23 protein-coding genes are annotated in these 24725 nt (G+C 42.0%); 11 read left to right on the forward strand and 12 right to left on the reverse strand.

The genetic code is table 11. From position 1 onward, the window contains the following. Positions 1 to 34: 34 nt before the first annotated feature. Positions 35 to 2149: an ATP-dependent DNA helicase RecG gene (gene recG, locus QM738_RS15355; protein WP_462278195.1), complete on the reverse strand. Its 2115-nt coding sequence runs from the start codon at positions 2147 to 2149 to the stop codon at positions 35 to 37. A gap of 112 nt (positions 2150 to 2261) precedes the next feature. After that, the gene (locus QM738_RS15360; protein ID WP_462277611.1) at positions 2262 to 3500 is read right to left on the reverse strand and encodes a DEAD/DEAH box helicase; all 1239 of its coding nucleotides are present in this window, start codon (positions 3498 to 3500) and stop codon (positions 2262 to 2264) included. A gap of 212 nt (positions 3501 to 3712) precedes the next feature. Here QM738_RS15360 and QM738_RS15365 point away from each other — a divergent pair, with 212 nt between their 5' ends. Beyond that, on the forward strand, positions 3713 to 4540 hold the full coding sequence (locus tag QM738_RS15365) for a CvfB family protein (protein ID WP_462277612.1): 828 nt from the start codon (positions 3713 to 3715) through the stop codon (positions 4538 to 4540). A gap of 6 nt (positions 4541 to 4546) precedes the next feature. On the opposite strand, the gene QM738_RS15370 is transcribed toward QM738_RS15365, so the two are convergent. The 5 genes from QM738_RS15370 to QM738_RS15390 all read right to left on the reverse strand — a co-directional run bounded on the left by QM738_RS15370 (position 4547) and on the right by QM738_RS15390 (position 8450). Then, positions 4547 to 4918, reverse strand: coding sequence for a hypothetical protein (locus QM738_RS15370; protein ID WP_462277613.1), 372 nt, complete (start codon positions 4916 to 4918; stop codon positions 4547 to 4549). After that, the gene (locus QM738_RS15375) at positions 4912 to 5466 is read right to left on the reverse strand and encodes a hypothetical protein (protein WP_462277614.1); all 555 of its coding nucleotides are present in this window, start codon (positions 5464 to 5466) and stop codon (positions 4912 to 4914) included. The genes QM738_RS15370 and QM738_RS15375 overlap by 7 nt, the downstream gene beginning before the upstream one ends. A 63-nt stretch (positions 5467 to 5529) precedes the next feature. Beyond that, on the reverse strand, positions 5530 to 6456 hold the full coding sequence (locus QM738_RS15380) for a hypothetical protein (protein WP_462277615.1): 927 nt from the start codon (positions 6454 to 6456) through the stop codon (positions 5530 to 5532). Between the two features lie 69 nt (positions 6457 to 6525). Further along, positions 6526 to 7830 (reverse strand): metallophosphoesterase, encoded by a 1305-nt coding sequence (locus QM738_RS15385; protein WP_462277616.1) that lies wholly within the window; start codon positions 7828 to 7830, stop codon positions 6526 to 6528. 110 nt (positions 7831 to 7940) lie between these two features. Further along, the gene (locus tag QM738_RS15390; protein ID WP_462277617.1) at positions 7941 to 8450 is read right to left on the reverse strand and encodes an NADPH-dependent FMN reductase; all 510 of its coding nucleotides are present in this window, start codon (positions 8448 to 8450) and stop codon (positions 7941 to 7943) included. Positions 8451 to 8644: 194 nt separating this feature from the next. Between QM738_RS15390 and QM738_RS15395 the strand changes: the two genes are divergently transcribed. From QM738_RS15395 to QM738_RS15425, 7 genes are all read left to right on the forward strand, one after another. Beyond that, positions 8645 to 9445 (forward strand): ParA family protein, encoded by an 801-nt coding sequence (locus QM738_RS15395; protein ID WP_462277618.1) that lies wholly within the window; start codon positions 8645 to 8647, stop codon positions 9443 to 9445. A gap of 113 nt (positions 9446 to 9558) precedes the next feature. Beyond that, positions 9559 to 10473: a ParB/RepB/Spo0J family partition protein gene (locus QM738_RS15400; RefSeq protein WP_462277619.1), complete on the forward strand. Its 915-nt coding sequence runs from the start codon at positions 9559 to 9561 to the stop codon at positions 10471 to 10473. A 29-nt stretch (positions 10474 to 10502) separates the two neighbouring features. Further along, on the forward strand, positions 10503 to 11126 hold the full coding sequence (locus QM738_RS15405; protein ID WP_462277620.1) for a DUF5683 domain-containing protein: 624 nt from the start codon (positions 10503 to 10505) through the stop codon (positions 11124 to 11126). Between the two features lie 36 nt (positions 11127 to 11162). After that, positions 11163 to 11879, forward strand: coding sequence for a 4-hydroxy-tetrahydrodipicolinate reductase (gene dapB, locus QM738_RS15410; RefSeq protein ID WP_462277621.1), 717 nt, complete (start codon positions 11163 to 11165; stop codon positions 11877 to 11879). A 5-nt stretch (positions 11880 to 11884) separates the two neighbouring features. Next, positions 11885 to 13813, forward strand: coding sequence for a tetratricopeptide repeat-containing sensor histidine kinase (locus QM738_RS15415; RefSeq protein ID WP_462277622.1), 1929 nt, complete (start codon positions 11885 to 11887; stop codon positions 13811 to 13813). Positions 13814 to 14083: 270 nt separating this feature from the next. Further along, positions 14084 to 16021: a tetratricopeptide repeat-containing sensor histidine kinase gene (locus QM738_RS15420; RefSeq protein WP_462277623.1), complete on the forward strand. Its 1938-nt coding sequence runs from the start codon at positions 14084 to 14086 to the stop codon at positions 16019 to 16021. A 68-nt stretch (positions 16022 to 16089) separates the two neighbouring features. Continuing rightward, complete coding sequence (locus QM738_RS15425; RefSeq protein WP_462277624.1) at positions 16090 to 16731, forward strand: response regulator; 642 nt, start codon at positions 16090 to 16092, stop codon at positions 16729 to 16731. A gap of 69 nt (positions 16732 to 16800) precedes the next feature. Here QM738_RS15425 and QM738_RS15430 read toward each other — a convergent pair whose 3' ends face one another. Continuing rightward, positions 16801 to 17319, reverse strand: coding sequence for a hypothetical protein (locus QM738_RS15430; protein WP_462277625.1), 519 nt, complete (start codon positions 17317 to 17319; stop codon positions 16801 to 16803). A 168-nt stretch (positions 17320 to 17487) separates the two neighbouring features. After that, positions 17488 to 18426, reverse strand: a complete 939-nt coding sequence (locus tag QM738_RS15435; RefSeq protein WP_462277626.1) for an NAD-dependent epimerase/dehydratase family protein — start codon at positions 18424 to 18426, stop codon at positions 17488 to 17490. A 237-nt stretch (positions 18427 to 18663) separates the two neighbouring features. On the opposite strand from QM738_RS15435, the gene QM738_RS15440 reads away from it, so the two are divergent. Genes QM738_RS15440 through kdsA form a run of 3 tightly spaced genes read left to right on the forward strand, consistent with a single transcriptional unit; the run spans position 18664 to position 22092 of the window. Next, positions 18664 to 20472 (forward strand): histidine kinase, encoded by a 1809-nt coding sequence (locus tag QM738_RS15440; RefSeq protein ID WP_462277627.1) that lies wholly within the window; start codon positions 18664 to 18666, stop codon positions 20470 to 20472. Beyond that, a complete protein-coding gene (locus QM738_RS15445; protein ID WP_462277628.1) occupies positions 20472 to 21236 on the forward strand; it encodes a LytR/AlgR family response regulator transcription factor in 765 nt (254 codons plus the stop codon). Before QM738_RS15440 ends, QM738_RS15445 begins: the two co-directional genes overlap by 1 nt. A 34-nt stretch (positions 21237 to 21270) precedes the next feature. Continuing rightward, positions 21271 to 22092: a 3-deoxy-8-phosphooctulonate synthase gene (kdsA, locus tag QM738_RS15450; protein ID WP_462277629.1), complete on the forward strand. Its 822-nt coding sequence runs from the start codon at positions 21271 to 21273 to the stop codon at positions 22090 to 22092. A gap of 198 nt (positions 22093 to 22290) precedes the next feature. On the opposite strand, the gene QM738_RS15455 is transcribed toward kdsA, so the two are convergent. From QM738_RS15455 to QM738_RS15465, 3 genes are read right to left on the reverse strand one after another with little or no spacing between them, the layout of a single operon-like run. Continuing rightward, positions 22291 to 23274 carry a helix-turn-helix transcriptional regulator gene (locus QM738_RS15455; RefSeq protein ID WP_462277630.1) on the reverse strand — a complete coding sequence of 328 codons (984 nt, stop codon included), beginning with the start codon at positions 23272 to 23274 and terminating at the stop codon, positions 22291 to 22293. 37 nt (positions 23275 to 23311) lie between these two features. Then, the gene (locus QM738_RS15460) at positions 23312 to 24307 is read right to left on the reverse strand and encodes a helix-turn-helix domain-containing protein (RefSeq protein WP_462277631.1); all 996 of its coding nucleotides are present in this window, start codon (positions 24305 to 24307) and stop codon (positions 23312 to 23314) included. A gap of 44 nt (positions 24308 to 24351) precedes the next feature. Further along, a complete protein-coding gene (locus QM738_RS15465) occupies positions 24352 to 24573 on the reverse strand; it encodes a PspC domain-containing protein (RefSeq protein ID WP_462277632.1) in 222 nt (73 codons plus the stop codon). Between the last annotated feature and the right edge of the window lie 152 nt (positions 24574 to 24725).

A 24725-nucleotide genomic window follows, 5' to 3' on the forward strand; every position in this document is an offset into this window, starting at 1 on the left:
GCTTTTTTATGCAAAACGGACCAGTTAAAAACATTTACGAAATTTTACTCCAGGCCGTTTTGCCTTTTTGCCTGTTCAGGTAGTTTTTAACCGGCAAATTCTCTGCCATATTGATATCCGGGTCATTATTTAAAATATTTTCTGCAGCTTCTTTTGCTGCTTCCAGTATAACCTTGTCCTGCACTATGTTTGCGAGCCTGAAGTTGAGCAGGCCGCTTTGCCTGGTACCTTCAATATCGCCGGGTCCCCGCAACTCCAGATCTTTTTCTGCTATCTTAAATCCATCGTTTGTTGCCACCATTATCTTTAACCTTTCACGGGCATCATTCGATATTTTAGGGCCTGTTAATAATATGCAAAAACTTTTTTCTGCTCCTCTTCCCACCCTGCCTCTTAACTGGTGCAGTTGTGATAAACCAAATTTTTCTGCACTCTCTATCACCATTACTGTTGCATTGGGTACGTTCACTCCTACTTCAATAACGGTGGTGCTTACCATTATCTGAGTATCTGCTTTTACAAAACGTTGCATGTTGGTTTCCTTCTGTGCCGCATCCATTTTTCCATGCACCATGCTGATCCAGTATTTTGGTTCAGGAAAAAAAGATTTCACTTCTTCATATCCTTTCATCAGGTTCTCATAATCCAGTTTGCTGCTCTCTTCAATTAATGGATAGATCACAAAAGCCTGCCGACCGTTGGCTATCTGCTCTTTTATAAAATCCATTACCTCCGGTCTTTTATTTTCAAATCGGTGAACCGTATTGATCGGTTGCCTTCCGGGCGGCAGCTCATCCATCACACTGTAATCAAGATCGCCGTAAGCGGTAAGCGCCAGTGTGCGTGGTATGGGTGTTGCCGTCATCACCAGTACATGCGGTGGTAAACTGTTCTTCTTCCACAACTGCGCCCGCTGAGCCACGCCAAATTTGTGCTGTTCGTCTATTACTGCAAAGCCAAGGTTCTTAAACTGTACTTTATCTTCTATCACTGCATGTGTGCCGATGAGTATATGCAGTGTTCCATCTTCGCATAACTGTAATATCTCTTTTCGTTCCTTTGTTTTAGATGAGCCTGTGAGCAATTTTACACAAACAGGCATATCTTTTATTAACGCGGTGATGCCGTTGTAATGCTGCTGCGCCAGTATTTCTGTCGGCGCCATCATTACACTTTGAAAACCATTATCGGCTGCAATCAGCATCATCATCAGGGCCACAATGGTCTTACCGCTGCCCACATCCCCCTGTAAGAGGCGGTTTATCTGCCTGCCGCTGCCTGCATCTTTCCGGATCTCTTTTAAAACCCGTTTTTGTGCACCGGTCAGTTCAAAAGGCAGGTATTGTGTATAAAAACTATTGAACAGGTCGCCCACTTTATCGAATGTAAAGCCCTTGCTGAAACGATGCCTTGCTGACTTGATCAAACCGAGGCGCAACTGTGCAAAAAATAATTCTTCAAATTTTAAACGCCGTACTGCATGCAAATAATGTTTTTCGGATGCAGGAAAATGAATATGCCGGTAAGCATCAAAGCGGCTGATGAATTTATATTGCTGCAGTATGGATGCGGGCAGATTTTCCGGCAGGTCTTTTTCTGAGATCAGTTGCAGCATTTCGTAAGTATACTTACCAATGGCCCTGCCGTTAAGCCCCCTTGCTTTTAATTTTTCGGTAGAGGGATAAACCGGTTCTAAAAAACTTTTACCGCCTGCTTTGTGTTCTGTAAAAGTTTCAATTTCGGGGTGAGCGATCTGCGGCCGGTTCATAAAAAAACTCAGCTTGCCAAACACGAGGTATTGTTGCCCGATGTTCACTGCTTTCTGTATCCAGTTAATACCCTGGAACCATACCAGCTCTATCGATTCCCCGCTGTCATCCTGCAGGTGCGCCACTAACCGCTTTCCTCTTTTTTCGCCGATCAATTCCATATCGGTGATCTTTCCTGCCACCTGTGCATACTCCATCTGATAAGTGAGGGATGCGATCTTATCTACTTTTGTTTTATCAATATGGCGCAGCGGAAAATAATTCAGCAGATCATTAAAAGTAAATATCTCCAGTTCTTTACGCAGCATATCGCCACGCTGTGCACTGATGCCATGAATGTACTCGATGGGATTACTTAATATGTCGGATGAAAAACTGATACCGAATGTTTATACAAATATACAATACCCCTTTCCTGTTTTTTATGATATAACAACGAAGGAGATTAAAATCTGATAAAAAAAATTGCCTGTTGTACACAGGCAATAGTAATTATTTATTTTTTGGACTATTATTTTTATTGAAGCGCCTGGGCTTATGAAATTTTCTTCCTCCGCCACCACCCTGCTTTGCCGGTTGTGTATTGTATGTTGGCACTGCACCAAACTCTTCGGGTACGGCAGCTTTGGCAACCGGTTTACCCAGCAATCTTTCGATAGAAAGAAATTTTCGCTGCTCTTTAGGACTAATAAAAGTATAAGCAGTTCCTTCGGCAGCGGCCCTCGCCGTACGGCCGATACGGTGCACATAATCTTCACCATCGTGCGGCACATCGTAATTAATTACCAGGTCGATATTATCTATATCAATACCGCGGCTTAAAATATCGGTGGCAATCAAAACCGGTAGTCTTCCGCTTCTGAACTGCATCAATACATCTTCCCGTTTATCCTGTTCTAGGTCGCTGTGTATCTCGTCGGCTTTCACTCCTGCTCTCTTCAGTTCACGGGTGAGTTGCTTTACGCTTTGTTTGCTGCTGCAAAAGATCAGTACCATGGTAAAATCTTTTTTCTTCAACAGGTATTTTATCAATGGTATTTTCTGTTCTTCAAAAACAACAAATGCTTCCTGTACAATTTTTTCGTTGGGTTTGCTGATGGAGATATTTATTTCTGCAGGCTGGTGCAATATCTTCCTGGCCATTTCCCTTATCTTATGCGGCATGGTGGCCGAAAAAAGTAAATTCTGTCTTTGTTTGGGCAGGTGGTTAATGATGAACATAATGTCATCATAAAATCCCATGTCCAGCATGCGATCAGCTTCGTCGAGTATCAAATACTTAAGGCCATCCAGTTTTACATAGCCCATTTTTATATGCGCCATCATTTTACCGGGTGTGCAGATCACTACATCAGCACCATGGCTCAATGCTTTTTTTTCCTGCACAAATGCGTTACCATTGCCACCGCCGTACACTGCTATAGAGCTGATGGAAGTGAAGTAGGAAAGTCCTTCCATGTGCTGCGCAATCTGTATTGCCAGCTCACGGGTGGGTACAATCACCAATGCAATATTACTGTGATCCTGAGAGGGGTCTGTAATGATCCTGTTGATAAGGGGTAAAAGAAAGGCGGCTGTTTTGCCGGTGCCGGTTTGCGCCGATGCGATGATATCCTTTCCCTGTAAAACGAGTGGAATTACCTGTTCCTGTACAGGAGTGGCGTTTTCATAGCCGGATGCATCAATTCCTTCCATTAACCTTTCGTCGAATCCAAATTCTGTAAACTTCAAGTTGCTGTTTATTTTGGTGAAGATAGTGCATTTTGGGGTTAGAGGAGTTATGGGGGTTGCGGGTTACGGGTTATGGGTTGCGAGTTACGGGTTGTTTTAGTTTTTGATCGTTAGCGAAGTTTATTAACCGCAAACGATCAACTAACCCGTAACCCGTAACTTTCTTAACCCATAACTTTCTTAATTCGTAATAATTCGTGTACTTTGCCCTCATGATTAAAGTGGGAGAATACAATACATTGAATGTGCTGCGGGAAGTGGCTTTTGGCGTTTACCTGGATGATGGTGCAGAAGGCATTTTGCTACCCAAACGTTTTGTGCCTGAGGGAGCAAAGACCGGCGATGCCATAAAAGTTTTTTTATACCATGATGGCGAAGACCGGCTGATCGCCACTACACAAAAGCCCAAGGGCGTTTTAGGAGATATTGTAAAACTCAAATGTATCAGCGTTACGCCGCAGGGCGCTTTTTTAGACAATGGCCTGATGAAGGATCTTTTTGTACCTAAAAGCAAGCAGCAGCGGGGCATGATACCCAACGGCGAATACCTGGTAAAAATTTACCTGGATGAACAAACCGGCCGCCTTGCCGCCACGGAGAAAATAGAACCTTTTTTGAGCAATGATGATCTTACTGTTAAGGTGCTGGATGAAGTGCAATTGACCGTGTACCGCCGCACCGATATCGGTTACGTGGTCATCATTAATAATATGCATACCGGAGTATTACACCACAACGAAATTTACCGCGACATTACTGAAGGCGATCAATTCAAAGGTTTTATTAAAAAGATCTATCCTGATAATAAGATTGATGTGGCTGCCGGCAGATCCGGTTACCAACGGGTGGAAGATGAGGCACAGAAAATACTTCGTTTACTAAATGAGAATAATGGCTACCTGCCCTACTACGATAAAAGCGATCCGGAAGATATCTATTCTTTTTTCGGCATGAGTAAGAAAACCTTTAAGATGACTTTAGGTAATTTGTATAAGCAGCAAAAAATTGCTTTGGAGAAGACGGGTATACGGTTGGTGTAAAACAAATCATTCTACATTATAAGTTATGCTTTTTGTAGCACTGGCTCTTGTGCCATCTGCCTGAACATATTTGAACAATACCGGCAAAGTATATCTTCCTGGTTTTTTGGAAACATTAAACTTGTAGATCATTACACCATTTTGATCCGGGTGCAGTTCCTTCCCTTCAATTGTTACAGAAGGGGACATTATCGTGGAGATAATGCCTACGGCTGTAGTAATTTCCAGTGCTTCGCCGGCTTTTACATTATTGCTGCTTTGTGACACCAATGGCCAGATATGATCATCCGTAAGAATTAATGGGCTTGCCTTGTAGATACAAAATTGTAAAAAATTATTCTCTGTAATTCTCACCCTGCTTTCAAAGTTCTTCAGCACGGCGAGTGCTGCAATGGCTGGCTCGTCTTTAAAAAAATATCAGTAAACCCTCCTTCATAATATTTATCTGATACATCAAATATCACTTTTTCAAATGCACGCAAAAATTCAGGATCTACTGCAAGCATATTCTGCCTGTAATTATTTAATTTTTCCTGCAATTCTTTACCCTTTTCTTTTATGATAAATATATCCGATACTGCATTTTTATCATTTTCTTTCAGTATTTCTTTGCCATCCTTTGTTTCATTACCCGCTTTTTCTTTTAATTGCTTTGCAAGAGATTCTATATACTCCACCATCTTATCATTGATATCTGCGATAAGTATTCCTTTAGGCTGCCATACAAGACCATATTCTGCAGTCTTGGGATTATGCAATTTATCCTCTAAAGCGTTTAGTACCTGTTTATTTGAATTTGCTGCAAATGCTATAGATTGTTCAAATCCATAAACAGATGTTCTGTAAATACTGAGATTCTCCCGGGTTTGATTGGAACAGGAAGAGAAAATAATGACAACAGCGAATATTACAAAACTCTGGTTCATAGCGTTTTATTTCTATTAAGATAAAAATAAAAGCCTGTAGTAAAAGTTAAAGTTTGTGCTTAGTTATTCGACAACTGTATATTCTACTTTCGTCTCAAAAAACTTTTTACTTCCGCCTGGCTCGAAATATTCAATTTTCACTGGAATTGAATAGCTGCCGGCTTTAAGTGGCGTTTTACTTTCATAATCAGCAACTCCTCCAAGCGTTTTAAAAATTTTACCATTTATACTTATTGTTGGCTTTGCACTACTATAGTAGGCTCCTATCCCTGCAACTATTTTTATTTTATCACCTTTTTTAAATTGGTTGCCATTTTGAGAAACCAATGGTGCAAAAACATGTAAGCGCCATCCCGAGGTTCCAATTTGATTATAACAATAAGTAATAAACTTATTTTCCAAAACCCGCACATTATTTTCAAATTTCCTTAGCATTACAATTGCGGCAATTGCAGGTACACCATCGAAAAACGTTTTATTAAAATCATCCTTACTTACGTTTTCAAAACCGTTGGAAATTATTATTAAATTTTCTGCGAATTCCTTATTCAAATATGGATCTACAGCAAGCATATCCATTTTATATTTTTTCAGCTTTTCGTATATTTCTTTACCAACATTTTTATTAATGAATAATTTCCTTACTGCCTCCACGTCATCTTCTTTATACACTTCTTTCATCTCTACGAGTTGGATGCCGGCTTCTTTTTTTAACACAGGAATCAATGAATCGAGATACCGGACCATTGCTGTCGATCTTTCTCCGATGAGTATTGCCTTGGGTTCCCATTTTGAAGCCATTTCAGCGGTTTCGGGCATTGATAGTTTTTCCTCCAATGCTCCATACATAGAATTATTTGCCTGGAATATAGCATAGTCAGATTGCAGCAGGCTTTCTTCAGCAGCCTCGAATATTTTTAAAGTGTTAGCAGGCTTATCGGCGCAGGAATAAAGAATGATTGCAGTTATAATAACAATACAGCGGTTCATAGCAGGTTTTTATTTTCATCAAGATAAAAATAAAACCTTGCTATAAAAGTTAAAATTTGTTTAGAAAAATCAACCCAATGTTATCACACTGATCTCCGGCAGCACACCTACCCTGCCGGGATAGCCGATAAAACCAAAGCCACGGTTCACATTCAGTTTTTGTTTGCCGTCTTCGTACAGGCCCGCCCATTGTTTGTACATGTATTGCACCGGGCTCCATTTAAGGCCCGGTATATCGATGCCAAACTGCATACCGTGGGTGTGGCCACTCAGCATCAGGTCTACATCGGGGTACTGGGTTTTTACTTCAGCATCCCAATGGCTGGGATCATGGCTCATGAGTATTTTAAAGGGATATTTTTCGGTACCGGCATGCGCCAGGTCCATACGGCCATGCTTGGGAAAACGTGCTTTGCTGCTCCAGTTCTCAATACCCAGTAAAGCGATCTGCTGGCCATTGCGTTCCAATGCCACGTGTTCGTTCATCAGTAAACGCCAGCCCATTCCGGCGTGTACTTTTTTAAGGTCTTCCAGGTTCTGCAACTGTAATAGTGTAGGTAGTTTTTTACCGGCTGCTCTTTCTTTTTCTTTGTGTGCATCATCATCATCGGGCCATAAAATATAATCGCCATAATCGTGGTTGCCCAAAGTACTGAATACACCCATCGGCGCTTTCAACTGGTTGAATACATCTTTATAATCGTTCATTTCTATCGCACGGTCATTCACCAGGTCGCCGGTAAATAAAATGATATCGGGTCTTTCTTTCATGATCTTTTCCACACCGTGCTGCACCGCTTTTTTATCCATAAAACTGCCGCTGTGTATATCGCTGATGTGAACGATCTTTAAACCTTTAAATGCTTCCGGCAGGTTATCGTAAGAAAGTTGTAATCTTTTTATTTGATAATTGTATTTATTGCTGTAGCCATAGATCAAAGTACCAAACAAAGTAGTACCTGCAGCCAGCCCCAGCCAGTTCAAAAATGCCGAACGGCTGATGCCTTCTTCGCCCAGGTCGTTCACGGAGCCGGTGCGGCTGTTGGAAAATAATTTGATCACCACCCATTGTATGCCGCGGCGTATATCATCCAGTAAAAAGAAAACGCCTGCTGTGATCTTTGCCAGGAACAAACCAATAACAGTGGCGAATAAATAAGTTCTTAATTTTTTGCCTAAAAAATCCTGTTCGGTATATACAAATAATAAAAAACTGATAATGGCCAGTACTGTGATGGCCCAATAAATGCTGTATACGATCGTTCTTGCCCTGGGTGATAATGCCTGGCTTACGGAACGGATGGCCTGGAAAACATAGGTATCCAGCAAAAGCAGGATGGAAATAAAGATGACTACGCCGGTTGGTGTACGCATGTGCTAATTAATTATTTGATGCTGAAACAAAGCTGGCTTTGCTAAATGATTACGAAGATAGACGATTCAAAAAAGCGAATATTTTAACCGCTTGCTAAATTCATTTAAAATCAGCGGCATTTCCAGTTCAAAAACTCGTTCAACTGGTTGTCGATGGCATGCAGGGTGCCGGCATCGGTAAATTTCCCTTCTCCATCCATCAGTTTATTTACGGCTGAAATGGGCAATTTATTGGGATGCACGGTTATTTTTAAATAGTTCAGGATATCGGCCAGGTGGTCCATGCCCCGCAGGTTGCCGGCCCGGCCGGTGGCATTGCCGGTTATCAGCGCATGTTTATGATACCAGATGGTGTGGGAACTGCTGGTATCAAAAAGCAATTTTAAAGCCCCCGGAAAACTGCCGTTGTACTCCGGCACTATAAAAATAAAGGTGTTGGTGGGTATGATGATCTCCTGTTCTATCTTTTCAAAATCGGCATTACGTTGCATCAGGTTCACCCCTTCCAGCGAAAACAAGCCCGTTGCCACTCCTTTTTCTTTCAGAATGCGCTGGTATTCCTTCGCCACTTTAAGGGTGTTGCTTCCCGGCCTGTTGGTTCCGGAAACTATTGTAATCATCGTATTTTATATATTGTTTATAACTATAACAAAGATGTTGAATCTTTGTTGCCCAATATTATGACGAATAGTTAAATTTGCCAACCTGAGAAAAACAGTTTTGAGTTTAAAGTTCAAAGTTCAGGGCAGTCAGCACTTAGAATTATAATTTAATAACATAAATCAATTTTCCGCACCGGCGGATCATGGGCAACATGGCAAGAATAATAGGCGTAGCAAATCAAAAAGGCGGGGTGGGCAAAACAACCACGGCGATTAACCTGGCGGCCAGCCTGGCAGTGCTGGAATTCAAGACCCTGCTGGTGGATGCCGATCCGCAGGCCAACAGTACCACCGGTACCGGCTTCGACCTGCACAATATTACCCAGAGCCTGTATGATTGCATGGTAAATGAGGCCAAGGCCAAAGACGTGATCTTAAAATCCGAGATCCCCAACCTGGACCTGATGCCTTCGCATATTGACCTGGTGGGTGCCGAAATTGAAATGATCAACTATCCCAACAGGGAAAGTGTACTGAAAGATATCCTGGCCCCTGTAAAAGATGAATATGATTTTATTGTGATAGATTGCTCGCCTTCTTTAGGCTTGATAACTGTAAATGCTTTGACTGCTGCCGACAGCGTGGTGGTGCCGGTACAAACAGAATTTTTCGCTTTGGAAGGATTGGGCAAATTGCTGAACACTATTAAAATTGTACAGAACAGGCTGAACCCTGACCTGAAAATAGAAGGCATTTTGATGACGATGTACGATGGTCGCCTGCGTTTATGCAACCAGGTGGTAAGCGAAGTGCGCCGCCATTTTGAGGATATTGTTTTCAGCAGCATCATACACCGCAACACCCGCTTAAGCGAAGCGCCCAGCTTTGGCAAGCCCGTAATATTATACGATGCCGACAGTAAAGGATCGGTGAACTATTTAAATCTTGCTAAAGAAATTTTACAAAAGAACAACCTGACCAAGATAAAGGAAGAAGACCGCATTCTTGAATAAAGATGCTGTTGCGGGTTACGGGTTTTTGATCGTTAGCGATTGGTTTATCTTCGCAAACGATCAAAAAACAAAACCAACCCGTAACCCGTAACAAAAAATAATACAGCGTAATTATGACCCAGCCCAATAAAAAAGACGCATTAGGAAAAGGTATCCGCAGTTTATTGCAGAATATCGATTCGGACCTGAAGAATACTGCCGGCAGTTTAAAGTCGGAAGTAGTGGAGCAGAATACTGCTTCGCTGCGCATTGCTTTGGACCAGATAGAGGTGAACCCCAAACAGCCCCGCAGGGATTTTGATGAAGTAGCACTGAGCGAACTGGCGGCCTCTTTAAAACTACATGACATTATTCAGCCGCTTACCGTAAGCAAATTGCCCGGTGGTAAATACCGTTTAATAGCAGGTGAAAGAAGGTTCCGTGCAGCAAAGATCGCAGGCTTAAAAGATGTGCCGGTATATGTACGCCAGGCCAATGATGTGCAGTTGCTGGAATTAGCATTACTGGAAAACCTGCAAAGGGAAAACCTGAATGCTATAGAAATTGCATTGAGCTATAAACGCCTGATGGATGAACTGGATTACACACAGGAACAGGTGGCAGAACGTATGGGCAAAGACAGGAGCACGGTTACCAATTATATCCGTCTATTAAAATTACCGCCGGATATACAGGTGGCAGTACGCAATGGTTCCATCACTATGGGGCATGCAAGAGCATTGATCAATGTAGATGTGGTGGATAAACAACTGTATGTTTTTAATGAAATTAAAAAACGCAGTTTGTCGGTAAGGCAAACGGAAGACCTGGTAAGGCAGATCTACACGCCGCATAACGCTGTTAAAGTTGCGGTAAAAGCAGAATTACCGCCCGCCTTTAAAAAGATAGAAGATAATTTAGCATCCAGTTTCAATACCAAGGTAAAACTTACCCATAATAAAAAAGGTTATGGTTCGGTATTGTTCGAGTATTACTCCCTGGAAGAATTGAATGCATTGCTCGATAAATTAAAAATTACGGTGAGTTAATGCCCGGGCTTTAAAAACCTCTTTATTAAATGGCTTTTCTCAGATCCATAATTTTTATTTTTTTATTTGTACCAACAGCAATGTTTGCACAAAAAAAAGATAGTACCTCAAAAAAAATAGTGGAGAAGACCGCCCCTAAAAAAGAAAGGACCCGTATTTTTTCCATCGATACTTCCAAACCTTACAATCCCAATGTAGCCATCCTGCGTTCGGCAATAATACCGGGCTGGGGACAGGCCACCAATAAAAAATACTGGAAGATCCCCATTGTATATGGTGCTTTAGGAACAACAGGATATATATTCTTTCATAACATCAAACAGTTTAAAGAAGCCAATGCGGCTTATAAGAATGCCATTGATGGCAATACTGCCAATGATAACGAGATACCCGAACCTTATCACAGTGTATTAAGTCAACCGGAACGTATAAAAACTTTCCGCAACCAGGTAAGGCAGAACGTGGATTACTCCGTGCTTTTCTTCCTGGTGTTCTGGGGGCTGAATGTGGTGGATGCCGCCGTGGATGCTCATCTTAAAACCTTTGATGTAAGCGATAACCTGAGCCTGCAACTGAAGCCGGGATATAGTCCTCTTGCAAATACCAACGGCATCAGCCTGGTATTGAATATCGGCCGGACTCATGCAAAATAATTATCTTCATACCTACATAAAATATTTTTACAGAAAATGAAAATCGCACTGATCGGTTATGGCAAAATGGGCAAAGCCATTGAAGCCATTGCCCTGGAAAGAAATCATACAGTTCCTTTAAAGATCGATATCAACAATATTGAAAGTTTTACCAAAGAAAACCTGCTGCAATGCGATGTGGCCATTGAATTTACAGGTCCGCACAGCGCAGTAGAGAATATTTCAAAATGCCTGGATGCCGGTATACCCGTGGTAAGCGGCAGCACCGGCTGGCTGGAGCAATGGCAATTTATTAAAAACAAATGCGAATCATTGAATGGCGCATTGATCTACGCCAGCAATTTCAGCGTAGGCGTGAATATATTTTTTGAGCTGAACAAAAAACTGGCGCAGCTGATGAATGGGCAAACGGATTATGCCGTTACGATGGAAGAGATCCATCACACACAAAAAAAAGATGCACCCAGTGGTACGGCCATTACATTGGCAGAGCAGGTAATGGAATATATTCCGCGTAAAAGAAAATGGGTGAATGATATCCCAACTGCTGCAGAAGAATTGAGCATTGTCAGCAAACGTATTGACCCTGCACCGGGTACACATTCCATCCGGTACAGTTCTGCCATTGATGATATCGAGATCATTCATACCGCCCACAACCGTACCGGCTTTGCTACCGGTGCAGTGCTTGCCGCAGAATTTTTAGCCGGCAAAAAAGGCATTTATACCATGAAGGATGTTTTAAATATTTAATCCTGATGACCATAAAAAGAGTTGTTGTATTTTTTATTTGCTGCGCCATTACTGCCTGCCCGGCAATGGCGCAAACTGTAAATGAATTGTACCAGCAATTATCTAAAGCCACAGATACAAAGCAAAAGATCGATATCACCAACCGTATTGCGTACGAATTAAGGGCAATAGACCCCGACAGTGCTGAACATGTGGCGGCACGCAATCTTACTGCAGCACAATCAGAAAAATATGAAAATGGCGAAGGCACTGCCCTGCTTTGTCTTTCTTACGCCAATATTGCCAAAGCAAGGTATGAGCTTTGTAATGATTACGCACAAAAAGCCAAAGCTGTTGCCGACAAAATAAAGAACGATTCCCTGGCAGCGTATTGTGACCTTGCATTTGCTGTGTATAATTATAATACCAGCAGGTACGACAAGGCAATAGAAGCTGCCATGCGCTCCTTAAAAACCTTTGAAGCCAAAAAGATCACCATGGGTATCACCAAGGCTAAAGTGATGATGAGCCAGGTATACCAGTTAAAGGATGATCTGCCCCGTGCTGAAAAATTATTACAGGAAACACTCCCCCATTTGAATGAGATCACTGATCTGAAAGTCAAAGTGAACATTCTGCATACATTGGCCAATATATATGGTATGCAGGAAAAATATCCGCAGGCGCTGGAAATAGATAAACAGGGTATTGACCTGTGTGATAAGGAAGACATGCGTTTTTTCCAGTCGCAGTTTTACGACAATATAGCCAACTGCTACATGTACAGTCAACGCTATACCGAGGCAAAAGAATATTTTTTAAAGTCGTTGCTCATCGATTCATCGTTTGACAATAAAAAGCAAATGTCCGACACCTATCTTAATATGGGCAACCTGGCATTGATGCAAAAAAAATATGGCGAAGCAAAAAGTAATTTGCTGCATTCCATTTCACTGGCCGACAGCAGCGGCTACAAACAGGGTGAATACCAGGCCTGGATGACATTAAGCAATACTTATAAGCAAAACAATGAGGCAGGCGCTGCAATGGACGCTTTAAACAAAGCTTACAGTTTAAAAGACAGTATCATCAATGAACGTTCAGAAAACAAGATAGCCGAACTGGAAACTGTTTATCAATCAGAAAAAAAAGAAACACAGTTAAAATTACAGCAGGCCGAACTCACCAAAAAGAACTACCTGCTTTGGGGAGCTGCCGCAGTGTTATTGCTGCTGGTAGTTTCGGGTATCACGCTATACAGGAAACGCCAGGCACAAAATAAACTGCAATTGCAGGCTGAAGTAATGAAGCAGCAGGAATTGGCCACCAAAGCCGTGATCATTGCCGAAGAGAATGAACGCAAGCGCATAGCTGCAGACCTGCATGACGGTGTAGGACAGATTATGAGTGCAGCAAAAATGAATTTATCGGCCTTTGAAAATGAGTTGCCTTTTAAAGATGCCAATCAAAAGTTTGCATTTGAACGAGTGATAGGCCTGGTGGATGAAAGCTGTAAAGAAATAAGAAGCGTAAGCCACCAGATGATGCCCAATGCGCTTTTAAAAAGTGGTTTGGCGAATGCTATCAGGGAATTCATTGATAAGATAGACACAAGGGTATTAAAAGTAAACCTGCATACCGAAGGCCTGAACGAAAGACTGGACAGCAATGTGGAAACAGTGCTGTACCGGGTGATACAGGAATGCGTGAACAATGTGATCAAACACTCCGGCGCAAACTCCCTCGACATTGCCTTGATAAAAGATGCGGATGGTATTTCTGCTACTATAGAAGACAACGGGAAAGGATTTAATACCAAAGACAAAAGCAGGTTTGAAGGGATTGGTTTAAAGAATATTTTAAGCAGGATAGAATTTTTAAAAGGCACTGTTGACTTTGACAGTTCGCCGGACAAAGGAACCCTGGTAGCCATACATGTACCCAATGTAGCGTAACAGTGCATTAAGATCAATTTCCTTTTTTGAATTAAAATAAAAATGTATATTCATTAAAATTTTTATTTATGGATATAATTGAATTGATCATTACTGAATTCAGTATTATTGACGATCTGAATGGCCTTATCCGTTAAGCAGGTCCGTTCTATCCTTAACTTTTTTGAGACCACAGCCTTGTTTGTGGTCTTTTTATTTCAGCGAAAATATATCGTACAACCGCTTATTTCGGCTTATAATATTTAACTTACTCCTTAAACCTTTTCGCTAATGCCTTCCAGCAAAAAATACCTGCTTGCTTTTTGCCTGTTTTTTTTCTTTCATACTGCCTTTGCCCAGAATGCTGAAAAAATTGCTGCTATCAACGCCAAACTTAGTAGCGAAAAAACTGACAGCAACCGGGTGATGTTATTGAATGACCTGTTTGTTCAATACCGGGAATATGATAGTGCAAAAGCCATGGAATACGTGAACCAGGCTACCAGTCTTGCCCACAAAATTGGCTTTGATAAAGGCGAAAGCCTGCTGCTTTTGAACAAAGGTGTTTTCTTAAATCTCAATGGCGAGAATGATGAAGCAGAAAAGCTCATCAATCAGTCGCTGAACATACGGGTACGCATAAACGATTTTTCCGGGCAGGGTTATTGTTTACGTTCATTGGGTAATATCCAGTACGATAAGAATGATTATACCAAGGCCCTGGAATACTACCTGGCGGCAGCTCCCAAATTTGAAAAGGCCAACGACCTGAAAGGCCTGAGTGGTGATTATATATGGGTGGGCAACGTTTTTAACGAAGGGCTGCACCAGTTCAACAAAGCGGTGGAATATTTTGATAAAAGTTTAGTGCTGGCAAAGCAACTGAACGACTCATCACTGATGAGTTATGATTACAATAACCTGGGGCAGGCTTATTATTTTGCAAAGAACTACGACAGCGCCCTGTATTATTACCGCCAAAGCAGGCAGTTAAAAGAACTATTGGAAGATGACAGGGGATTAGGTAATGCTTTCAGCAATATCTCCAATGTGTTTTTCGACCGGAAGGAATATGATTCTGCTGCTGTATACAATACTTACGCATTTAATATCCGGCAAAAACAGAACGATAAAAAGGGCATGGCCACCAGTTATTCCAATGGCGCCAATATTTACCTGCAGCAAAAAAATTATACGGCAGCATTTGAAGATTATAACAAGGCCATTGCATTGGGCAACGAGATCGGGTTCAAAGAACCTGTCATCGAATCTTACAATGGATTAAGCCAGTATTACGAAATTAAAGGCGATACCAAGCTGGCGCTGGAGTACTACAAAAAATATAAACTGGCCAACGACAGCATTTTTAACAGCGGCATCAGCCAGCAACTGAGCACACTGCAAACCAAGTACGAAACCACCAAAAAACAACAACTCATCAATGAGCAGCAATTTGAGCTGACCAAAAAGCAATACTGGATATATGGCTCTGCAGGCTTACTGGCTTTGGTATGTTTATTGAGTTATTCCTATTACCGCCGCTATAAATTAAAACAGGAAAAAAGATTGCAGGTAGAAGTAATGCGGCAGCAGGATCTTTCCACCAAGGCAGTGATAGTGGCTGAGGAAAATGAACGCAGGCGTATTGCCGCTGACCTGCACGATGGCGTGGGGCAAATGATGAGCGCTGCCAAGATGAACCTTTCTGCATTCGAGAATGATATCCCCTTTAAGGATGATCAACAAAAAATATCTTTTGAAAAGATCATCAACCTGGTGGATGAAAGCTGCAAGGAAATAAGAAGTGTAAGTCACCAGATGATGCCCAATGCACTTTTAAAAAGCGGGTTGGCAAGCGCTATCAAGGAGTTCATTGATAAAATAGATACCCGTGTATTAAAAGTAAACCTGCATACGGAAGGATTGAATGAAAGACTGGATGGCAATGTGGAAACCGTACTGTACCGGGTGATACAGGAATGCGTGAACAATGTGATCAAACATTCCGGCGCCAATTCATTGGATATATCCCTGATAAAAGATACCGACGGTATTGCTGCCACCATTGAAGATAACGGCAAAGGTTTTAATATAACAAATAAAGAAAATATTGAAGGTATCGGGTTGAAGAATATCCGCAGCCGTATAGAGTTTTTAAAGGGTACAGTTGATTTTGACAGTTCGCCCGGTAATGGTACTTTAGTAGCTATTCATGTACCGCTTGTTTAAATGATTTTTTTATTTACCTTAACGCCATAATAAGCCACTTATTAACGCCATAATAAACCACTTAATAATTGAAGCATCCGAAAATATCTTTGGCCATTGTGGATGATCACCAGATTGTGATTGATGGATTAAAATCATTGCTGCAGGGTTATGACCAGTTTAAAGTGGTACTGGAATGTACCGAACCTTTGAACATGCTGCAATTGCTGGAGCACCATGATGTGGACATTGTGTTGACCGATGTAATGATGCCTGGTATGAATGGCGCAGAACTTTCCAAAGCGATCCATAAAAAATTTCCCGAAATAAAAATACTGGCATTGAGCATGAGCGGCCAGGGCGAACTGGTGAACCAGATGATAGAAGATGCGGATATTGCCGGTTATGTTTTAAAGAATATCGGTAAAAAAGAACTGATCAGTGCATTGGAAAAAATATCGCAGGGTGGTATTTATTTCAGCGATGAAGTATTACAGGAAATGACCAGGGCGAGTGAGTTAAAGAAAGAAAGTGAAGAAGCGCATCTTACTGCAAGAGAGATCGAGATCATTAAACTGATAGAAAAAGAATACAACAATAAACAGATCGCCGAAACACTTTTTTTAAGCGAACGTACCGTGGAAACGCATCGTAAGAATATTTTCAGGAAAACAAAAACTTCCGGTGTTATCGGCCTTATTAAGTATGCTTACGAACACAAGCTTATCTAACCCATGTTTTATATACTAAAAAGGGTGCAGCATGCTGCACCCTTTTTGTTGTTATTTGTTTTTACATGATCAGAACCTGTAGGCCAGCCTGAAGTTGATAGCGCCAATGCTGCCGCCATTCTTACTGTAGCCATCGTATTTAAAAGCAGCATCCACTGCCTTACCCGATTTAGTGCTGAATTCGTAACCCAGCACCGGGCTGTAAGCAAAGGCAACGCCTGTTCCGTAATTGCTCAGGAAACCGGCACCCACCTGCCCTTCTGCATAAAATCCTTCTGAAAGAAAATATTTTAAACCCGCTTTCAGTGGCACTATTACCTGCGATTTGTATTTGATACCGGAACTAACCGATCTGCCGGCGTAAGACAACAGGCCGGAGTTAATAGTAAAATCGGTGGAAGGTGCAATGTTGAACCCTGCAGCAATAGTGGCGCCTATACCAACCGAATGCGTATCGTTGAAACCACCAACTGCAAATCCAACTTCGGGACCAACACTGAAATGGAATTTTGTTCCATTATCTTTCTGGGCAAATGCCCCGCTGCAAATTGCAGATACTGCAACTGCTAAAAAAAATTTCTTCATCATACATTTTGTTTTTGATACCACAAAATTAGCAGGTTACTACTTAGCGATGCGTATTTTGTTTGCAAACAATAAGTTAAAGCCGTTAAAATTTCATCATAGCATTTTCGTGCAATGCTCTCCTTTATAAAAGCCATTAACATACCTTAATGACCAATGACTAATGACTACTTATAAATTAGCCAGCATATCTTTTACCATTGCCGCAAGATCAAATTCTTCTTTCCAGCCCCAGTCTTTTCTCGCTACAGTATCTTCAATACTTTGTGGCCAGCTGTTAGCGATGGCCTGCCTGTAATCGGGTTTGTAGGTGATTGAAAATTCAGGGATATGTTTTTTTATTTCTGCTGCAATTTCTTTCGGAGAAAAACTCATACCCGATAAATTATAGGAAGTACGTACCGATATCTTTTCTGCCGGCGCTTCCATCAGTTCGATGGTGGCACGTATGGCATCGGGCATATACATCATGGGCAGGTAAGTATCTTCCTGTAAAAAACATTCATATTTTTTTTCTTCCAGCGCTTCATGAAATATCTCCACTGCATAATCGGTGGTACCCCCGCCGGGAGCAGATTTATAAGAGATGAGGCCCGGGTAACGGAGGCTTCTTACATCTACACCAAAGCGCTGGTAATAATAATTGCACCAGAATTCGCCCGCATATTTACTGATGCCATACACAGTGGTAGGCTCAATAATGGTTTGCTGCGGACAGTTTTGCTTGGGCGATGTGGGCCCGAAAACGGCGATACTGCTGGGCCAGTACACTTTCGTCAGTTTTTCTTCCCTTGCTATATCCAGCACATTCAGCAGGCTTTGCATATTCAGGCTCCAGGCAAGGTTGGGATTTTTTTCTCCAGTTGCCGAAAGTATGGCCGCCAGCAGGTATATCTGCGTAATGTTCTGCCTTATTACCTGTACGTGCAGCATTTCCTTGTTCATTACATCCAGGCTTACATAAGGGCCGGTACCTTCTAGCAGGGGATTCTGTTCCCGCAGATCGCTGGCCACCACGTTGGCATTACCATATAATTTACGCAGCGCCAGGGTAAGCTCCACCCCTATCTGGCCGCTGGCTCCTATCACCAGTATTTTTTCTTTTATCATAATGACTGTTTTACCGGTTCCTTTTGTTTGCAGGCCGGAGGTTCAGTTTACAAATGTAAGGGCTAAATGAATTTCCGCCGCCGGCTCATTGGTTTATGGTATCGGCTCAATCAATGTTTATACTTTGACAATTGTTTTGTGTATTTACAGTACTTTTAAGGCTGTTATTTGGTTTAAACTTATCCCTTGCTTTTACCCAAAACATGCTTCACAAACAAAATTGATGTTTGCCAGGCCATGAAAAAAACCTTTATTCTTTTAATTATCCTTTGTACCGCATTACAATACAGCTTTGCGCAAAACAAGTATGTAGACAGTTTGATCAATTGGGTGAACAACACTAAAAAAATTGATTCTATTTATATTGTCAACCTGCACCGCATCAGTTACCGCCTCAGCGAAACGGATATAAAAACTTCGTACGAGTATTACAAAAAGACCGCTTATTACAGCGACAGTATCAATTTTACTTATGGCAAGGCGCTGGCGCAGATCAACCTGGGCATACTCTTCAGCAACTCTGCCAATTTCGACGCCAGCAATGATGCATATTTTAAAGCCATTGGCTATGCCGATAAATGCGGCGCCCTGCGGCTGGAAGCCATTTCATTGAATAACCTGGGAGAGAATTTCAGGTCGCTGCAGGACTTTGCCAAAAGCCGTCAATATTCCAAGCAGGCCATTAACATTAATACGCAACTGAAAGCATGGCGGGGCGTGGCCATTAATTATGAGCTGCAGCAGCAATGCGACCTGGAAGAAAAGCTGTACAACGATGCCTGGAATAATTTAAAACTGGGTATGCCATTTGCGGACAGTGCCAACGACAGTTATGTGCTGGCGCAGTTCTATACCGGCTTTGGTAAACTGTATGCAGTCAACGATCATACCGATTCGGCGCAGTTTTATTTTACAAAAGCCCTTGCAGAAGCGGCCAAAGAAGGCGACCTGCGCAATGAATATTATGTGTACCTGGCCAAAGTGCAGTATTTAAAGAATATCAAGCCGGCCGAAAAATTAGCGCTGCTTAAAAAAGCGCTAGATATTGCTAGGCAAACCAGTTACCTGGAAGGTGTTTCGGATGCAGCCCGGCAGGTATCTGTAGCGTATGATGAAAGCAATAATAAAGATTCTTCGCTGGCCTATTACCGGGTATACCGTTCCACTGCCGATTCTGTGTTCTCACAAAACACCCGGCGCAATGTTACCATTAAAGAAACCGAATGGCTGATCACTAAAAAAGAGATAGAGAACCGGCAATTGCAGGAATCAGCTTTATTACAAAACAAACAACTGGTATTAAAGAACAACTGGCTGCTGGCAGTTATTATATTCCTGGTGCTTGCCATTGCCATTGTGATCGCCATCTACAAATCTATCCAGAACAGGAAGAACAAAACAGAAGCAGCACTGAAGCAAAAGATAGCCGAAACAGAAATGGCGGCATTAAAGGCGCAGATGAACCCGCATTTTATGTTCAACTGCATCAACAGCATCGATGCCTTTATACAAAGCAATGATAAATACAATGCCACGGTTTACCTGAATAAATTTGCACGTCTTATCAGGAATGTGCTGGATAGCAGCAAGCAGAACCTGGTAAGTTTTTCGAAAGATATTGAAACACTGAAGCTGTATATTGAACTGGAAGAACTGCGCAGTGATAATAAATTCATCACCAAAGTAAAAATTGATGATGAGCTGATGAACAGCGATTGCAAAGTACCGCCGCTGATTGTACAGCCCTTTGTTGAAAATGCCATACTACACGGCTTGCGGAACAAACATGGCAACAACGGGTTACTCTCCATAGATGTTGCAAAGACAGATAACAATATCGTGTACACGATAACTGATAATGGTATCGGAAGACAAGCTGCAGAAAAGCTCAACAGCAAAAAAGAAAAGTCCTATGGTATGGATATGAGTTACGAACGCATCCGGCTATTCAATAAAGAAACCGATCCTTCGGTAAAAATTGTGGACCTTTATGATGCTGATAAACCCGCCGGCACTAATATTATCGTACAATTAAACATTTTATAATGCAGAAAGCGATCATTATTGACGACGAAGCAAAAGGCAGGCTGGCGCTGCGGCAAAAGCTGGTTGATTACTGCCCGCAGATACAGGTAATTGCAGAAGCCGATAACGGGCAGGAAGGCATACTTTTAATTGAATACCACAAACCGGATATTATTTTCCTGGATATAGAAATGCCCCGCATGAGTGGCTTTGACATGCTGAAGGAGATCAAAGAAAAAAACTTTCATATCATATTCACCACTGCTTACGACCAGTATGCCATTAAAGCCATTAAATATGCTGCTTTTGATTACCTGCTGAAACCGATTGATATTGAAGAACTGAAGATCACCGTTGCAAAAGTGGAACAGGCTATTGAAAAGGCAGAAACAGAAAAAAATAATCCCACTAAAAAACAGGTGGAACTAATACAGCAGAATATCGAGCATCCTAAAAAACAATTTCACAAACTCGCCATCCCCACTTCGGAAGGCTTGATGTTTTATGACATCAACGATATCATTCACCTGGAAGCCAACAGCAATTATACCAATATTTACTTCAGTAATAAAAGCAAGATACTGGCCTCCAAAACTCTAAAAGAATTTGAAGAGTTATTGCCGGAAGATACTTTTTTCCGTACGCATCATTCGCACCTCATCAACCTCAGTTATATCAAACGCTATATCAAAGGCGATGGCGGGCAGATAGAATTGCAGAACGGTAATTATGTAGATGTATCGAGAAGAAAAAAAGACGAGTTTTTGAAGGCCATTGGCTATTAAGTCCCAAACCCCCAAAGGGGCTTATATTTGCAGTATGGAAAAATACTTACAGGATCTTTTTGCCCAACAGCAATACGATACAAATAATTTCTTTTTGATAGCAGGCCCCTGCGTGGTGGAAAGTGAAGAGCTGGTGATGGAAGTGGCAGATAAAGTTTCGGCCATTTGCAAAAGGCTGGAAATACCGTATGTTTTTAAAGCGTCTTACCGCAAGGCCAACCGCACCAGCGCCGGTTCTTTTACAGGGCTGGGTGATGAGAATGGTTTTTCCTTGATAAAAAAAGTGGGCGAAAAATATCAATTGCCTACCACATCCGATATACATGCGCATGATGAAGCTGCCGAGGCAGCGAAGTATGTGGACATTCTGCAGATACCAGCTTTTTTATGCCGCCAGACCGACCTTTTACAGGCCGCAGCGGTAACCGGCAAAATTGTGAACGTAAAAAAGGGGCAGTTCCTCAGCGGGCCTTCGATGAAATTTGCAGCGGAGAAGATCCGGAATGCCGGTAATGAAAAGATCATTTTAACCGAACGCGGTAACAGCTTCGGCTACCAGGACATGGTTGTGGATTACCGCAATATTCCCTGGATGAAGGAACACAAAGCGCCGGTGGTAATGGATTGTACCCATTCCCTGCAGCAACCTAATCAAACCAGTGGTGTTACCGGTGGCAACCCACAGTTAATAGAAACCATTGCCAAAGCTGCCATAGCAACCGGCGCAGACGGGCTGTTCATTGAAACACACCCCAACCCTGCCGTAGCAAAAAGCGATGGTGCTAATATGCTCAGGCTGGACCTGCTGGAACCATTATTAGAGAAATTATTAAGGTTAAGACGGGCAGTGATATGAAAAAACCTCTGGAAAAAACCAAAGGCTCAATACTTCAAGGATAATAATTCAAGCGATCATGCGATCCCTGTAATAGTTATCAGATCTTAAAACGGGGCTTTCGTTAAACGGAAGCAAAAATAATGCTACATTTTTTTTCTGCATGTGTAATTCCGACACACTAATGCCCGTAAAAGGCAGAAACTTTAGTTTTTATGCTTATATCTTGCTGGGAAGGCTGTTAAACTCCTTTTTATAGGCAATGGTGAAGTTGCTGAGGTTCTTAAAACCCAGTGCCATGCCGGTTTCTTTTACAGAGTATTTTTTGGAACGCAGCAGCTGGCGGGCCTTTAACATGCGGTTCTTTTGATAATATTCGTACAGGCTAAGGCCATAAATGGTCTTGAAAAGGGTTTTGAGTTTTGTTTCGCTCATCATGGCCGTACGGGCCAGTATGGGAATGGTGGGCGGTGGGGCGGAAAGATTGCTTACCAGCAGCGATTCCACCTGCATCATTCTTTTTACAGACGATTCATCCATGCCGGCAACACTTGTCTTTTCATTCCCCATCCTGTTGTAAAGACTGCGGAAGAATTTTTCCAGCAGCAGCATCACCCGGTTCTGCATCATCACCTTCTGCATCGGGTGATCATCTTTTATCTCGAACACTTCTTCCATCAGCGCACGGTATTCAAAATTCAGTACTTCAAAATTAAAGGTGGCGGTCTTTAAAGAAAGGTATTGTGTAAAAGCCTCGTCGCCGGAATTAATACCTGCATGATTTTTCAACCACGCTGCTGTAAAATAAATATTGATGCAGCGGTCTTCGGTACCGGCCCTGGCAGTGTATGAAAAATCAGAAAGCGAGTTGGTTAAAAATGCACCGGAATATACCTGGTGTTCATCGTTCAGGTGGTCTTCGTCTATCTGTATCGTTAGTCCGCTCAGGTTCTTCAATTCATCAAAGCGCAACGTATACGATTCGTGGCTGGCAGGCTGGCGCGAAAAATGTACATCTTCGCGAATGGTGCATTCATTGATAAGCACCTGTAAGCCATTGGCCAGTTCTATCACTTTGATATAACCCGTGCCCAGCGTTGGTGGCAGGTAAATGGTATTATTCACCACGGGTACACCGGCATAGGCCGCAAGGTCCTGCAGGTAATCAATATGATCGCAGTATTTGTAGGAAAAACTAAACAAATTAAAAGGGTATTACAATGCCTGAACAAATTTTTACTTAATCGCCGCTGCTATTTTCGGGTACCTTATTATACTGTTTTTTAAACGCCAGTGTAAAATTAGCGATATTATTATAACCCACCGCTTTGGCCGCTTCTTTCACTGTATAGTTGCCGCTTTGCAACAACTCATTCGCTCTCTGCAGCCGCTGCTTTTGATAATAAGAGTAGATACTGTCGCCATACATGCTTTTAAAACTCTTCTTCAGCTTGGTGCTGCTCATGGCCACCAGCCTGGAAAACTCTTCGATGGTAGGCGGCAGCTTGCTGAAATCGCTTACCAGCAGGTGCTCCACTTTTATCAACCCGTTAATAACTTCTGATGATAGATTGAAATTACCATGCAAAAGGTTGGCTTTGCCCAATAATCTTGTAAAAAAACGTTCTATCAGCATCGTAACCCTGTTCTGTAAAAACATATTCTGCAGGGGATCATCTTTTTTCACCGTCCATAATTCATCCATTAAGCGCAGGTATTCGGTATCCAGTGGTTCTATATCACAGCTTTCTGTTTTAAGGGATAAATATTTTTTCAGCACATCATCCTCCTCTTCCAGTCCAAGATATTTCTTCAGCCACTTTTCATTCATCAATATCTTTACCGAATGGATATTCAGGTGAGCGGGTATCTCTTCGGTATTCTCAAACACATTGCTGGTAAGCCTTGCCGATGCATGACGGATATTCGATTTCTGCAGCATCTCATCATCCACTTTTAAGGTTGCCGGCGTATCATGTATAAAAACATCATCAAAGTGTAAAATAAAATAACGGGTATCCGAACGCTCCCTTATCGTGATCACTTTGTAATTAAAGCAGGCATCCACCAGCAGTACCTGCAGCTCATCGTACAGGCGCATGATCTTTAAAACGCCGCTGCCGATGGGAGCAGGAATATTAATGAAGTCTTCGTTGTTGTAAGGAACACGCAGCGCTGCAGCAATGTCTTTCAGCATTGATTTATAATCCGTATGATTGATGTTCAGTACAATCATTTGAAAAAAGAAAGTAGGTTGTTAAAAGACAGGTTAAGCGACTGTTACAGGTAGCGGAGGGGGTTTCTCCTGGCGTTGAAGATGTATCGTTTTACATTCATCCAGAAAGCAACAAAAAAATAAACGATCACCGGTGAGCCCATTGTTAAAAAGGATATGTAGATAAAATATTTGCGGATCGTGGATGTAGCAATGCCCATTTTTTCGCCAATGGCCGTACACACGCCAAACACATGCCATTCTATAAAATACCGGAACCTGTTCATACTGCTAATTTAAGCACATTTTTTTCTATAAACAAGGGGTTTGTGGCTGGCGGTGCTACAGGGCACACAGCAATTGGAACGACAACTGCAATTTACTGTAATTTCTGCCGGAGATTTATTTTAATTAACCAAAACACTGCTTTAAATACTGC

It is taken from the genome of Ferruginibacter sp., from assembly GCF_049840995.1.
Classification (GTDB): Bacteria; Bacteroidota; Bacteroidia; order Chitinophagales; family Chitinophagaceae; genus Ferruginibacter.

Bases quoted from the DNA above. Each gene is read 5' to 3' on its own strand.
- QM738_RS15365 (WP_462277612.1), top strand. From the start codon at position 3,713: ATGATTAAAGTGGGAGAATACAATACATTGAATGTGCTGCGGGAAGTG.
- QM738_RS15375 (WP_462277614.1), bottom strand. From the start codon at position 5,466: ATGAACCAGAGTTTTGTAATATTCGCTGTTGTCATTATTTTCTCTTCC.
- QM738_RS15380 (WP_462277615.1), bottom strand. From the start codon at position 6,456: ATGAACCGCTGTATTGTTATTATAACTGCAATCATTCTTTATTCCTGC.
- QM738_RS15385 (WP_462277616.1), bottom strand. From the start codon at position 7,830: ATGCGTACACCAACCGGCGTAGTCATCTTTATTTCCATCCTGCTTTTG.
- QM738_RS15390 (WP_462277617.1), bottom strand. From the start codon at position 8,450: ATGATTACAATAGTTTCCGGAACCAACAGGCCGGGAAGCAACACCCTT.
- QM738_RS15395 (WP_462277618.1), top strand. From the start codon at position 8,645: ATGGCAAGAATAATAGGCGTAGCAAATCAAAAAGGCGGGGTGGGCAAA.
- QM738_RS15400 (WP_462277619.1), top strand. From the start codon at position 9,559: ATGACCCAGCCCAATAAAAAAGACGCATTAGGAAAAGGTATCCGCAGT.
- QM738_RS15405 (WP_462277620.1), top strand. From the start codon at position 10,503: ATGGCTTTTCTCAGATCCATAATTTTTATTTTTTTATTTGTACCAACA.
- dapB (WP_462277621.1), top strand. From the start codon at position 11,163: ATGAAAATCGCACTGATCGGTTATGGCAAAATGGGCAAAGCCATTGAA.
- QM738_RS15415 (WP_462277622.1), top strand. From the start codon at position 11,885: ATGACCATAAAAAGAGTTGTTGTATTTTTTATTTGCTGCGCCATTACT.
- QM738_RS15420 (WP_462277623.1), top strand. From the start codon at position 14,084: ATGCCTTCCAGCAAAAAATACCTGCTTGCTTTTTGCCTGTTTTTTTTC.
- QM738_RS15430 (WP_462277625.1), bottom strand. From the start codon at position 17,319: ATGATGAAGAAATTTTTTTTAGCAGTTGCAGTATCTGCAATTTGCAGC.
- QM738_RS15435 (WP_462277626.1), bottom strand. From the start codon at position 18,426: ATGATAAAAGAAAAAATACTGGTGATAGGAGCCAGCGGCCAGATAGGG.
- QM738_RS15440 (WP_462277627.1), top strand. From the start codon at position 18,664: ATGAAAAAAACCTTTATTCTTTTAATTATCCTTTGTACCGCATTACAA.
- QM738_RS15445 (WP_462277628.1), top strand. From the start codon at position 20,472: ATGCAGAAAGCGATCATTATTGACGACGAAGCAAAAGGCAGGCTGGCG.
- kdsA (WP_462277629.1), top strand. From the start codon at position 21,271: ATGGAAAAATACTTACAGGATCTTTTTGCCCAACAGCAATACGATACA.
- QM738_RS15460 (WP_462277631.1), bottom strand. From the start codon at position 24,307: ATGATTGTACTGAACATCAATCATACGGATTATAAATCAATGCTGAAA.
- QM738_RS15465 (WP_462277632.1), bottom strand. From the start codon at position 24,573: ATGAACAGGTTCCGGTATTTTATAGAATGGCATGTGTTTGGCGTGTGT.